At 60.4% G+C, this 12890-nt stretch carries 14 protein-coding genes; 2 read left to right on the plus strand and 12 right to left on the minus strand.

Annotation, left to right across the window (positions count from 1 at the left end; genetic code table 11):
* Position 1 precedes the first annotated feature (1 nt).
* The 6 genes from Q0936_RS14715 to Q0936_RS14740 all read right to left on the minus strand — a co-directional run bounded on the left by Q0936_RS14715 (position 2) and on the right by Q0936_RS14740 (position 6578).
* Positions 2 to 1657 (minus strand): iron ABC transporter permease, encoded by a 1656-nt coding sequence (locus Q0936_RS14715; RefSeq protein ID WP_299298264.1) that lies wholly within the window; start codon positions 1655 to 1657, stop codon positions 2 to 4.
* Positions 1658 to 1739: 82 nt separating this feature from the next.
* Entirely contained in the window at positions 1740 to 2945 is a 1206-nt protein-coding gene (locus Q0936_RS14720; protein WP_299298228.1) for a phenylacetate--CoA ligase family protein, read from the minus strand.
* Between the two features lie 3 nt (positions 2946 to 2948).
* Entirely contained in the window at positions 2949 to 3236 is a 288-nt protein-coding gene (locus Q0936_RS14725; RefSeq protein ID WP_299298231.1) for a hypothetical protein, read from the minus strand.
* The gene (locus Q0936_RS14730) at positions 3236 to 4060 is read right to left on the minus strand and encodes an ABC transporter ATP-binding protein (RefSeq protein WP_299143516.1); all 825 of its coding nucleotides are present in this window, start codon (positions 4058 to 4060) and stop codon (positions 3236 to 3238) included. The genes Q0936_RS14725 and Q0936_RS14730 overlap by 1 nt, the downstream gene beginning before the upstream one ends.
* 72 nt (positions 4061 to 4132) lie before the next feature.
* On the minus strand, positions 4133 to 5410 hold the full coding sequence (locus tag Q0936_RS14735) for an ABC transporter substrate-binding protein (RefSeq protein ID WP_299298234.1): 1278 nt from the start codon (positions 5408 to 5410) through the stop codon (positions 4133 to 4135).
* Between the two features lie 91 nt (positions 5411 to 5501).
* Positions 5502 to 6578, minus strand: a complete 1077-nt coding sequence (locus tag Q0936_RS14740) for a branched-chain amino acid ABC transporter permease (protein ID WP_299298237.1) — start codon at positions 6576 to 6578, stop codon at positions 5502 to 5504.
* Between the two features lie 125 nt (positions 6579 to 6703).
* Here Q0936_RS14740 and Q0936_RS14745 point away from each other — a divergent pair, with 125 nt between their 5' ends.
* Complete coding sequence (locus Q0936_RS14745; RefSeq protein WP_299298240.1) at positions 6704 to 7030, plus strand: hypothetical protein; 327 nt, start codon at positions 6704 to 6706, stop codon at positions 7028 to 7030.
* Between the two features lie 60 nt (positions 7031 to 7090).
* On the opposite strand, the gene Q0936_RS14750 is transcribed toward Q0936_RS14745, so the two are convergent.
* From Q0936_RS14750 to Q0936_RS14770, 5 genes are read right to left on the minus strand one after another with little or no spacing between them, the layout of a single operon-like run.
* Positions 7091 to 8122, minus strand: a complete 1032-nt coding sequence (locus Q0936_RS14750) for a branched-chain amino acid ABC transporter permease (protein ID WP_299143530.1) — start codon at positions 8120 to 8122, stop codon at positions 7091 to 7093.
* Between the two features lie 3 nt (positions 8123 to 8125).
* The gene (locus Q0936_RS14755) at positions 8126 to 8665 is read right to left on the minus strand and encodes a hypothetical protein (protein ID WP_299298243.1); all 540 of its coding nucleotides are present in this window, start codon (positions 8663 to 8665) and stop codon (positions 8126 to 8128) included.
* On the minus strand, positions 8662 to 9249 hold the full coding sequence (locus Q0936_RS14760; protein ID WP_299298246.1) for a hypothetical protein: 588 nt from the start codon (positions 9247 to 9249) through the stop codon (positions 8662 to 8664). The genes Q0936_RS14755 and Q0936_RS14760 overlap by 4 nt, the downstream gene beginning before the upstream one ends.
* Complete coding sequence (locus Q0936_RS14765; protein ID WP_299378216.1) at positions 9239 to 9679, minus strand: hypothetical protein; 441 nt, start codon at positions 9677 to 9679, stop codon at positions 9239 to 9241. The genes Q0936_RS14760 and Q0936_RS14765 overlap by 11 nt, the downstream gene beginning before the upstream one ends.
* On the minus strand, positions 9672 to 10490 hold the full coding sequence (locus Q0936_RS14770; protein ID WP_299298252.1) for an ABC transporter ATP-binding protein: 819 nt from the start codon (positions 10488 to 10490) through the stop codon (positions 9672 to 9674). Before Q0936_RS14770 ends, Q0936_RS14765 begins: the two co-directional genes overlap by 8 nt.
* Before the next feature lie 85 nt (positions 10491 to 10575).
* Here Q0936_RS14770 and Q0936_RS14775 point away from each other — a divergent pair, with 85 nt between their 5' ends.
* A complete protein-coding gene (locus Q0936_RS14775; RefSeq protein WP_299298255.1) occupies positions 10576 to 10740 on the plus strand; it encodes a hypothetical protein in 165 nt (54 codons plus the stop codon).
* A 59-nt stretch (positions 10741 to 10799) separates the two neighbouring features.
* On the opposite strand, the gene Q0936_RS14780 is transcribed toward Q0936_RS14775, so the two are convergent.
* Positions 10800 to 12755, minus strand: coding sequence for an AMP-binding protein (locus tag Q0936_RS14780; protein WP_299298267.1), 1956 nt, complete (start codon positions 12753 to 12755; stop codon positions 10800 to 10802).
* Between the last annotated feature and the right edge of the window lie 135 nt (positions 12756 to 12890).

The following is a 12890-nucleotide window of genomic DNA, read 5'->3' on the forward strand; positions in this document are numbered from 1 at the left end:
GCTAGCGCCGGCCCACCTGCCGGCAAATCAACACCACCGGCAACAACCCCACGGCCACGATCACAAGGCTTGGCACGGCCGCGCCGTCGAGACGTTCGTCTGAGGCAAGGCGGTACGCCTGCACGGCCAGTGTGTCGAAGTTGAAGGGCCGCATGATGAGGGTCGCGGGTAGCTCTTTCATCACGTCTACAAAGACGATGAGCAAGGCAGTCAGCAGGCTGGGTGTCAGGATTGGCAGGTGGATGCGCCGCAGCGTGGCAAACGGCCCTTTGCCCAAAGACCGGCTGGCGGCGTCCATATTGGCGTGGACGAGGGCCTGGCCACCCTCGTAGGCCCCAAGCGCCGCCGCAAGGAACCGCACCATATAGGCAAAGACCAACAGCCAGATGGACCCGGTGATCAGCAGGCCCGTCGAGATGTCGAATGTCGCCCGCATCCATGCGTCCAGCGCGTTATCAAAGGCCGCGAACGGCACAAGAAGACCCACAGCTATGACGCCACCCGGCACCGCATAGCCCAGACGCGCCGCATAGGTCGCAGTCGCAGACGCGCGCCCCGGCCTTGTGCGTTGGTAGTACCCCAAAAGGATCGCTGCCCCGAGGGTCAGCACCGCCGCCGTTGCCGCCAGGGTCAGCGAGTTGCGCACAAAACCCAGATAGCGTTGGCTCAGCAGATCCTGTTCGGACCCGAGGCCCAGGTTGAACAACGCAATAACCGGCACCACGGCCCCAAAAAGCACCGGTAGACCACAGAGCGCCGCCGCGCCTGCCGCCTGCCACCCTGCAAGAACCAGGGGGGGGTGATGTTTCTGGCCGCGGCTGGGGTCGTGATACTTGGCCCGCCCCCGCTGCGCGCGCTCCAGCATGGCCAGCAGCAGGGCAAAGGACAGCAGGCACAGCGCCAGTTGCGCAGCACCCGCCCGGTCAGCGAGGGAGAACCAGCTCGTGTAAATGCCGGTGGCAAATGTCTGGACACCGAAATAGGCAACCGTGCCAAAATCCGCGATGGTCTCCATCACTGCGAGCAGCACGCCCGCCGCAATGGCAGGTCGCGCCAGCGGCAGGCTGACCCGCCAAAACGCCACAATCGGGCGTGATCCCAGCGCCCGCGCCGCCATAAAGGTCGAGCCGCTTTGCTGTAGAAAGGACGCTCGCGCCAGCAAGTAGACATAGGGATAAAGCACAAGCACCAGCATCGTCGCGGCCCCGCCAAGGCTGCGGATTTCGGGGAACCAATAGTCGCGCGGCCCCCACCCCATCATCGCGCGCAGGGTGGTTTGCACGATGCCCGGATGGTCCAGAATATGGGTGTAGGCATAGGCCAGCACGTAGGCCGGAAAGGCCAGCGGCAGGACCAGCGCAATCTCGAACAAGCGCACGCCGGGAAACCGCGTCATTGTCACCAGCCACGCCGCACCGACCCCAACGGCCAAGGTACCCGCCGACACCAACAGCACCAACAGCACGGTGTTGCCTGCGTAGCGTGCCAGCACACTGCCAAGCAGGTGAGACAGAGTATCTGTCCCGCCGGTCAGTGCGGCAATCGCCACGGCAATCATCGGCAGCAAGCAGACCGCCGCAATGGACCAGCCCAACACCGACAGCAGGCGCGGCGCCGTACGGGCGGGTCGGTTGGATACAAAGGGAAAAAGGGTCAGGGCCACGGGCGCGCCTATGTCTCGGGTTGCGCCGTTATCTTACGTTTTTGATCGGGTTTCCAGCCCCAGCCGCGACTGCGCCTCAATCGTAACTGCGCTGGTCTTCGATCACCAAACCGTCGCGCGGCAGGCTGCCGGGTGCGTGCAATTCCACAGCGCCTTTCAGCTTGAGTGTTGCAGCCACGCTGTCGGCATAGGCCCCGGCGTCTCCTCCGGCGGTTTCGATCTGCACGGTCATGGCATCCTGTTGCCCATCGCGGCGGGCAATCACGCGGGCGCGCGTCACCTCATCATGGCGTGCGACCAGTGCCGCGACCTGCTCGGGCCGTACAAACATGCCCTTGATCTTGGTTGTCTGATCCGCGCGGCCCATCCAACCCTTGATGCGCATGTTGGTGCGCCCGCATGGGCTGTGGCCCGGCATGACGGCGCTCATGTCACCCGTGGCAAAGCGGATCAGCGGATAGTCCGGGTTCAACGAGGTGACCACGACCTCGCCCACGTCACCGGGTGCAACCGGGTCGCCCGTGCCGGGGGTCACAATCTCGACCACCACGCCTTCGTCCACGATCATCCCTTCCATGGCCGGGGATTCGTAGGCGATGTTGCCCAAATCGGCCGTGGCGTAGGACTGCATACAGCTGATGCCACGGTCCGCGTATTCCTGCCGCAAGGATGGAAAGAGCGCGCCGCCCCCGACGGCTGCCTTGCTGATGGAGAGAGGCACGCCCATCTCGTCCGCCTTGTCGAGGATCACCTTGAGGTAATCCGGTGTGCCCGCATAGGCCGTGCTGCCCACATCCCGCGCGGCAGTCACCTGCAACTCGGTCTGGCCAGTGCCCGCAGGCAGCACAGTGGCGCCAACCGCCCGCGCACCGCTTTCAAAGATCATACCCGCCGGCGTCAGGTGATAGCCAAAGCAGTTCTGCACCACATCGCCTGGACCAAAGCCCGCCGCGTGCAGAAACCGTCCCATCCGCCACCAGTCATGGCTGATCCCACCGGGCTCATAGATCGGGCCAGGCGACTGGAATACGTGGGCAACATTCGCCACCGGCAGCCCGCCAAAGGGTGGCTTCTCGGCCTGCCACTTGGCCAATTCGGATTTCCGCAACACCGGCAAATGCGCCAGATCTTCGAGATACTTCAGCTTGCCAATGTCCGGCAGGCACGAACCATCCGCATGGGCAACGCGGGTCAGTTGCGCATTCACCGCCTCCAGTTGTGCAGCATGGCGCGCATCGCTCGAACGCGTTTCGAGATCGTCATAATATACCTTGTCCAGCATTGCTCACACCGCCCTGATCTGTTGCGGACCTTTGACATCGAGGCGCTCGATCTCGCCACGCACTTCCATTTCCAACTTTACGGTCACCACGTGCCATCCCAGCTTGCCCAGCCGGTCCAGCGTGTCCGCATCCAGCCGGTCCGCGACAGCCGCGTTTAAATCCGCATATCGAATTGGTCCGTCCTTGAGCGTGTCCAATATGGCGGCACGCACAGCTTCGAACTTCCAGGCAGGAATACGCGTTTCACCGGTCCGCCCTTCGGCGGGTGTGCGACAGGCGACCTTTTCCATCAGCTCAGCCAGCGTTTGCGGCGGCGATAGGACCGTACATCGCGGAACGACTTGCGGCCGTCATCGGACATGCCCAGGTAGAATTCCTTTACGTCCGGGTTCTCGCGCAGCTCTGCGGCAGGCCCGTCCATGACGACGCGACCGGACTCGAGGATGTAGCCGTAGTGCGCAAACCGCAGCGCAACATTGGTGTTCTGCTCGGCCAAAAGGAACGTCACGCCCTCGTTCTCGTTCACCGACTTCACGATCTCAAAAATCTGCTCAACCAGTTGCGGCGCGAGCCCCATGCTCGGCTCATCCAGCAAAATCGTCTCGGGCCGCGACATCAACGCCCGACCAATGGCGCACATCTGCTGCTCACCGCCCGAGGTATATCCCGCCTGTGACTTCCGGCGCTCGCGCAACCGGGGAAAGTAGTCATAGACCATCTCAAGGTCAGCCGCGATTGCACCTTTGCCATCACCGCGCGTATAGGCGCCGGTCATCAGGTTTTCCTCGACGGTCAGGTGCTCGAAACAGTGACGGCCTTCCATCACCTGCACGACGCCCCGCTTGACCAGGTCCGCCGGATCCGCATGTGCGGTGTCCTGACCACGGTACAGGATGGACCCCTTGGTCACCTCGCCGCGCTCGCTGGCAAGCAGGCCAGAGATCGACTTCAACGTCGTTGTCTTGCCCGCTCCGTTGCCACCCAGCAAAGCTGTGATACCGCCCTTGGGCACCTTCAGGCTGACACCTTTCAGCACGAGGATCACGTGATTGTAGATCACCTCGATATTGTTGACCTCCAAAACGGTCTCGGTCTGTGCCTGACTATCCAGCATGGGCCACCTTCATTGTTCCAAAAATATGCAATTCCCCGGCGGCAACAGGTGCTGCCGCCGGGGAAAAAGGGCTTAGTTACAGCTCGCTTCGATGCCGTTCTCGCTGGCATAGGATCCGCTGTCCGCGTCGATCAGAGGCTGGATGACATCCATGTCCGTCGCTGCAAACTCAGAGATCAGCGACCACGTGCCCGCAGACGCATCCCATTGGGTCATGCCAATCAGGCCCGGACCACCGTGGTTGCCGCACGACACCTTGAATGACGGACCAAAGCCCGGCAGACCCAGGTCGGTCATCTTGGCTTCGGTGATCTCCAGCGCTTCCATGCCGTCGCGCATCATCGCAGGCGTGATTTCGGCCACACCGTGGATGACTTGCGCCGTTTTGGCCGCTTCGGCTGCCAACATCGCCGCATAGAGACCCCGGTTGTACAGGACCGTACCCACTTGATCGCCGGCACCCGCTGCTTTGCCCGCATCGACAACGTATTTCTGGATGTCGTCAAACACAGGGAAGTCGCTGCCCACACCGTGGAACGTCAGCGCCTTGTAGCCATTGGCCGCGTCACCCGCTGGCAGCACGTCGTTTTCAGACCCGGACCACCAGATGCCGATGAAGTTTTCCATCGGATAACGGATGTTCGCCGCTTCCTGGATCGCCACCTGGTTCATCACACCCCAGCCATACATGATGACATTGTCGGGACGCTCGCGACGGATTTGCAGCCACTGCGATTTCTGCTCTTGGCCGGGGTGATCCACAGCCACCAGCATCAGCTCGAAACCGTGCTTTTCCGACAGCTCTTCGAGCGTGCGGATCGGTTCCTTGCCATAGGCAGAGTTGTGATAGACGAGCGCGATCTTCTTGCCCGAAATGTCGCCCTGGCTCATCAGATAGTTGATGGCACCAGACGCCCCGTTCCAGTAGTTGGCGGGGTAGTTGAACGTGTGGCTGAACACTTCACCATTTGCGGCAGAGGTCCGGCCATAGCCCATGGTGTGCATGGGAATGTTGTCAGCAGTGGTCTTGGGGATCAGCTGATAGGTGATACCGGTCGACAGCGGTTGATAGACGAGGCTGCCCTCACCCTTGGTCGATTCGTAGCATTCCACACCTTTCTCGGTGTTGTAGCCCGTCTCGCATTCCAGCACCCGTGCTGCAACGCCGCCGATGCCGCCATCGCGCTCGTTCAGCAGGGTAAAGTAATCCGCATAGCCATCCGCAAACGGGATACCACCTGCCGCATATGGGCCGGTGCGATAGCTCAGCGACGGGAACACGAGGTCCGCCATCACCGGGCTTGCCGCCATCAGGCCCGCGACGGCCATGGTTCCTAGTTTCATCTTCATCGGTAATTCCTCCCTAGTGGTTGTCCGATGTGAGGCCTTGCGGCCCATCCGTAGGGCGGGGTTGTCCCCGCCATTCTTGGCGACCGCCCCGTCAGTGCGGGAACGGCCACAATCTCAGTTTCTCCTTGGCCACGCGCCACAGCTGCGCCAGCCCGTGCGGCTCGAGGATCAGGAACATGATGATCAACCCGCCCACGATCACCAGTTGGAAATGCGCCACGATATCCGTGGGCCACCCCATCAGGTCCACGCCCACAATCTTCAGCACCACAGGCAGCACCACCAGAAACGCAGATCCCGCGAAGGCGCCGAAAATGCTGCCCAGCCCGCCAATGATGATCATAAAGAGGACAAGGAATGATTTGTTGATCCCAAACACCTCGCCCACTTCGACCGCGCCAAGGTACACCGCAAAGAACAACGCCCCCGACACACCGACAAAAAACGAGGACACGGCAAATGCCGTCAGCTTGGCCCGCAGCGGGTTCACCCCGATGATCTCGGCCGCGATGTCCATGTCCCGAATCGCCATCCACTGCCGCCCCACGGACCCGCGGGTCAGGTTGCGCGCCAGGATGGCCGCCCCCACGGTAAAGACGAGGCAAAAGAGATAGGTCGCCCAGGCTTCGGTGTTTGGCCCCGTGACTTCGATGCCGAACACGGTGCGCTCCGGCGCGTTGATCTGACCCGACGCTGAGTAGTTGTAGAACCACGACACCTTGTTAAAGAGCCACACAAGAAAGAACTGCGCCGCAAGCGTCGCAACCGCCAGATAGAACCCTTTGATCCGCAACGACGGCAGGCCAAAGGCGGTCCCAACCAGCGCCGTGATTCCGCCCGCCAGAATGACGTGGAAAAAGATGCTCACATCCGGGAATGCCGTCATCAGCTTGTAACAGGCATAGGCCCCCACCGCCATGAAACCGCCGGTGCCGAGGCTCACCTGACCACAATAACCGGTCAGAATGTTCAACCCGATGGCCGCGATGGCATAGATCAAAAAAGGCAGAAAGATCGAATTGACCAGATAATCCGTCATCACAAAGGGCATGATGATCGCGGCAATCAGCAACACCGCATAGTACCGATACCTGTCGAACCTGATCGGAAATGTCTGGCTATCCTGCGGATAGGTCGTCGAAAAATCGCCCGCTTCACGATACAGCATCAGTGCTACCTCCTGTGACGACAAGACTTTCCGTCGCCTTAACCATTCCTACGGGTTTTTCCGTTTCGCCACATTTCCCGCCCCGTTCCATGGCATTCTGGACATGGGAAAATGGAGTGGGATCTATGACCGCGATACTTGACGACATTCGTCGTCTCGAGACCGCGCATGCGCGGGGTAAAATCAATGCTGCAGAGCTGGCTGCTGCTAAGGCAGATCTGTTTGACGCAATACCGGACGTTACCGAAACGGTGCGCGAACCAAAACCGCGCACTGAACCACGCAAACCGCCGTCCCGATTGGGACAGGCCCTGCTGCTGTGCGCCTTTGTGCTGACGCTCTGCGCAAGTGCGACGCTCTTTATCACCGGCGACCTCATGCTGACGGCCACAGTGTCAATCACCGTCCTTGCCGCCTTGACGGTGACCATGTTCCGACAGCTCGACGGCTGAGAAGGCGTCGGGCGGGTGGGTGTCGTGAGGCCACGCCTCACGCAGTCACCCGAGCGGCGATCATACACGTTCAATGATCTTCTCCCCGAACAGGCCCTGCGGGCGGAACACGAGGAACACCAGCGCCAACACATAGGCAAACCAGTTCTCGGTCGCATTCATCGTAAAGCCAAAGAGCGCACCGGCCAGATCACCCGAGGACATGAAGAACTCGAACAGCTTCTCGCCAACCCCAATGATCAACCCGCCGACAATCGCACCGGGGATCGAGGTAAACCCACCCAGCATCAGCACCGGCAACGCCTTGAGCGCAATCAGGCTTAGCGAGAACTGCACACCGGACTTGGCGCCCCACATGATGCCCGCAACAAGGGCGACGAAACCCGCAACCGACCACACCAGGATCCAGATGTAGTTCAGTGACACACCCACTGACAAAGCCGCCTGATGGTCATCGGCCACCGCACGCATCGCACGGCCCTGCTTGGTGTATTGCGAAAACGCCACCAGAACGGCCACCAGCAGGATCGCAATGATCGTCGCTGTGATGTCCAGATTGTCGATAAAGAACCCGTAGCCAAAGATGTTGAACGTCGCCTCGTCGATGGCCAGGTTGATGCCCTGTGGCAGGCAGGTGCCTTCGGCCAGACAAACATCCAACTTCTTGATCTCTGACCCCCACATCAGGTCCGCAACACCTTCGAGCAAATAGGCCAGACCGATGGTCGCCATGAACAGGATGATTGGCTCCTGCCCGACAAGAAAGCGAAAGATAAATCGCTGCACCGCCCAGGCGAGGCCAATCATCACCACAACCGTCAGAAGGATCGCGATGATGGAATGCACCTCCCAGCCAAAGTGGTGAATGTGCGTTCCGAACACTGCGTTGATCATATGCGCAAACGGCACCTGCCCGGTCTGGATACCCACCAGCGTCATCGCCGCAAAGAGCGCCATGACCCCCTGCGCAAAGTTGAAAATGCCTGACGCCTTGAAGATCAGGACAAAGCCCAGCGCCACCAGCGCATACATCACACCGGCCATCAGCCCGTTCAGAAACACTTCCATGGCATAGATCAGTTGATCTGACATGATTTACCCTTTCCATCCCATCGAGGTGCAGAACGCAGCCGCAGCAGGACCTGTCGTGGCAGCAAACACCACCCTGTCCCCGTCGCCCGCGTTGAACAAGAAATAGACATCCGGCGCGTCAGCGCCGCAATTTGCATAGGCCCGCTGCGGCGGCGGAAACTTCAACTCGACCAATCCGTTGGAGCGCAACCGCGCATCGGCACCAATCCAGCCCGTGACATTAAACGCCGGCCATTGCGGCGCCTTTGGCCCACTGCCACTGCATGTCCAGGTGCCCGGTGTGGTCGACGTTCCACGATCAAAGGCAAAGCTGACGGCAAAATCGAACCCGCCGCCGGACCCTTGCGGGTAGACAACGGTCGCGTCGATCCCGCCCTCGTCTTCGTCCACCGACAGCGCCGGCACCTGCGACGCCCATGGAACAGTCGGTTTGGCCGTTATGTACCGCGCACATTCACCCAATCCGGCCTCAAACGCCGCCTGATCCTGCGCCTGTGCCGCCATCGGCAGCACCAGAAGCGCGAAAACAGCAAGTCCCCTCATTTCATAGCCACCCCCATCAAGTCCGCAGTGTGATCCCGCAGCGGTTGATAACTCACCCGCAACCGCGTCAGACCCTGAAAGGTCAGGTTCCAGTTCAACGTGATCTCGGTCACGCGCCCATCACGTCGGGGCGCTGCAAGGAAAGCGGCCGCATAGGCTCGGTCCATTGTGACCCGTGAGACAGGCTCGAACCCCGTGGTGGACACGAACCGTGCACCCGGCCCATCGCGCCAGTCGCGAAAGGCCAGCAAAAGGTCCGAATAGCTCAACCCGCTGGAAATGATCTCGCAGGCGGGTTCATCATACATAAACACCACCAGCGTCGCGGGCAGATCCGTCTCCTGATAACCCAGCGCATAGGAATTCAACGTGCTTTCAAAATACCGACGGAAGGTCCGCGGGATCGGCATGATGTCCTGAGGCGACAGACTCGCCGGATCCTCAAGATAAGGCAGGCACCGCGTTTCGATCACATCGCACAGGCCCGCCATACCGGGCTGTGCCGCGTCGCAGATGGCAGGCTCCTCCGCCCATCCCGGACCAGCCCAAAGGGCGGCGCATATGGCCAATGCCCTAGCTTTCAAGGTCAGTCTCCACCACCGAATAGGATGTGCGCACATCCGTGACCTGCGTCCGTACCTTGACGCGCGGCTCTATCCACTCGTTGCTGACCAGCCACGACCCCTCGGGGGCATAGCGCCCCGAAGACAGTTGATCATACCGCCACGCCAATTCCGCTTGCGTCCGTTCCTCGCCCGGCACCTCAATCGCGCAAGCGCGGTCGCCTTCGCTTGGGGCTGCGTCCACAACCAACAAATACCCTTCGTCCGTTGGACCATAGACGCGGCGCGCCTCGTGCATCTGATCGATCGGATGCGCGTCCAGACCGCTGATCACGGGCAGGGTCTGATGTTCGAACGGGTCAAGACACCGCGCAACAAACATGTCCCACGCCGTCCCTGCCTGTGCCGCAACAGGGCAAAGACACAGGCAAAGTGCCCCAAGCTTAGTCATGCGCTACACCCAGATAGGCGTCGATCACGGCTTGGTTGCCGCGCACCTCATCGGGTGTGCCGTCGCCAATCTTCTTGCCGTAATCCATCACGACCACACGGTCGCTCAGATCCATGACCACACCCATGTCATGCTCAATCAGCGCAATCGTGGTGCCAAACTCGTCGTTCACATCCAGGATAAAGCGGCTCATGTCCTCCTTCTCCTCGACATTCATCCCCGCCATCGGTTCATCCAGCAGCAATAGCGATGGTTCCGCCGCCAGCGCGCGCGCCAACTCGACCCGCTTTTTCAAACCGTATGGCAGACGCGACACAGGCGTCTTGCGGATCGCCTGAATCTCAAGGAAATCAATAATCTTTTCAGCAACTTCCCGGTTCGCCGTCTCTTCAGCTTCGGCCTTGCCCTTCCAGAACGACTGCGCAAAAAGCCCGGTCTTCATATGGGTCAACCGCCCGGTCATCACATTGTCCAGCACGGACATCCCCTCGAACAGGGCGATGTTCTGGAACGTGCGCGCAATGCCCTGACGGGCCACCTCAAACGGCTTCATCGACGGGCGCGGCGCACCCTTGTAATACACCTGGCCCTCCTGCGGGATGTAGAACCCCGAGATCACGTTCAGCATCGACGACTTGCCCGCCCCGTTGGGCCCGATGATGGCGCGGATCTCGCCCTCGCGAATGTCGAACGAGATGTCCTTGATCGCCTCAACACCGCCAAAACGCAGGGTGATGTTCTTCATCTCCATCACAACGCCGCCAATCTTGCGCCCGTCTGCGGTGGTGTACCCTTCGGTCTGATCAAGCATGATCCGCCTCCATCGCCCGCCGCATTGGGGGCATGTTAACCAATTTATGCGCAAGCTCGGACCAACCTGTATCGGAGGGTCTGCTATGTTTGATGCACTTGAACGCCGCTATCTTTTGAAACTCGCCTTCGACTGCCGCCGCAAGGGTTTCACCGCCCGCGAAACCCGCGCGGTCATGCGCAACAGCATCGGCGCCTTTACTGGCGACAACCGCTTGCGCTGCGCCGTGCGCCACGTGTTCGACGCCTGACACCCACACCCAAGGGATGGTGGGTGGGGCGATGCCCGAAGGGCGAGCGTCACGCATCATCACTCTGCCGCCATCTTTGTCACAACAGCCGATGTCGCGGCGGTGCGAATATCCAGCGTCGCCGAAATCGACCCCTTGCGCCCATCCTCATATGTCACCTCGGTCGTTGTCGACACTTCGGACGACCCATCATAGAGCGCCGCAATGATGTCGGCGAATTTCTCTTCGATGATCCGGCGGCGCACCTTACGGGTCCGCGTCAATTCCCCATCATCTGCGTCCAGTTCCTTGTGCAGCACAACAAACCGATGCACCTGACACCCCGACAACATCTCGTCCTGCGCCACAGACGCATTCACCTCTTCGACATGTGACTGGATGGTTGCCAGGACCTGAGGATGCTGCGCCAGTTCCTGATAGGACGCGTAACCAATGTTGTTCCGCTCGGCCCAGTTGCCCACCGCCGTCAGGTCGATGTTGATAAAGGCCGTGCATTCATCCCGGCCATTGCCGAACACAACCGCCTCCAGAATGTTTGGAAAGAACTTGAGCTTGTTCTCAACATATTTCGGCGCAAAAAGCGCACCCGATGCCATCTGGCCCACATCCTTGGCCCGGTCGATGATGCGCAGATGTCCGGTGTCTTCCTCGATGAACCCGGCGTCGCCCGTCGCGACCCAGCCTTCGGCATCCTTGGTGTCTGCCGTGCTTTCGGGGTTCTTGTAGTACTCCACGAACACGCCGGGCGAACGGTAAAACACCTCGCCATTGGGCTCGATCTTCAGCTCCACGCCGGGGCATTGCACACCCACCGTGTCACTGCGCACTTCACCGTCGGGTTGCGCAGTGATGAACACTGTCGCTTCGGTCTGACCATAGAGCTGTTTGAGGTTGATCCCCATCGACCGGTAAAAATCAAATATCTCCGGCCCAATCGCCTCACCGGCGGTATAGCCCACGCGCACACGGCTGAACCCAAGCGTGTTTTTCAACGGGCCATAGACCATCAACTCGCCCAGCGCGTATTTCAGCCGGTCTCCCAGACCCACGGATTTCCCGTCCAGAATGGCGGGGCCCACATTTCGCGCGTGATCCATGAAATAGTGGAACATCCGCTGCTTAAACCGCCCGGCGTCCTCCATGCGGATCATCACGTTGGTCAACTGTGTCTCGAACACGCGCGGCGGGGCAAAGTAATAGGTCGGCCCGATCTCGCGCAGGTCCACATGCATGGTATCCGCGCTCTCCGGGCAATTCGTGCAAAACCCGGTCCACAGCGCCTGCCCCACGGAAAAGATGAAATCGCCCACCCAGGCCATCGGCAAATAGGCCAGAATGTCATCCGTTTGCCGCAACCCGTCGAACTCTGACGAAGACTTAGACGTCTCAATCACGTTGCGGTTGCTCAGCACCACGCCCTTAGGCTTGCCGGTCGTGCCGGACGTATACAGCATCACGCAGGTGCTGTCGTAATCCAGCTTGGCAATCCGCGCCGCCATTTCAGCGGCCAACGCGTCGCGGTTGGTGCGCCCCGCCTCTTGCACGGTGGAATACTGGTGCAGCTTGGAGTGATCGTATTTCCGCAGCCCCCGCGGATCGAGATAGATCATCTGCTCGAAATTGGGCAACTCACCCTGCACTTCGATGACCTTATCGACCTGCTCCTGATCGCCCGCGATCACGAACCGCGCGCCGCAATGCCCAAGGGTATAGGCCATCTCTTCGGCAGCCGCGTCTTGATAAAGGGGGACAGGAACCGCGCCGCACATCTGCACCGCCATCATCGACCAATAGAGGTAAGGCCGATTGCGCCCGATCACGGCGACAAAATCACCTTCTGCCACGCCCAGATCGATCAGGCCAAGGGCCAGTGCCTCGATCTCGTCACGTGTCTCGGCCCAGGTCCAGCTTTGCCATATCCCGAATTCCTTTTCCCGATAGGCAGGGGCGCTGCCAAACTGGGTTGCGTTGCGGTGCAATAGCGCCGGCACTGACACAAGGCCTGCCGCGCCCATGGGCGTTTCAACCAACTTCTTTCCTCCCAGACGCGCCCCGCTTCTCCGAAGTCGCGCTTGATCGCTCAGGCGATTCTTATCCTCTACCCAAGGATGTCGGTCTGACCCTCTACGTCAACTTTTTCCTGATGTTTT

This window comes from uncultured Tateyamaria sp., assembly GCF_947488715.1.
In the GTDB taxonomy this organism is placed as follows: domain Bacteria; phylum Pseudomonadota; class Alphaproteobacteria; order Rhodobacterales; family Rhodobacteraceae; genus Tateyamaria.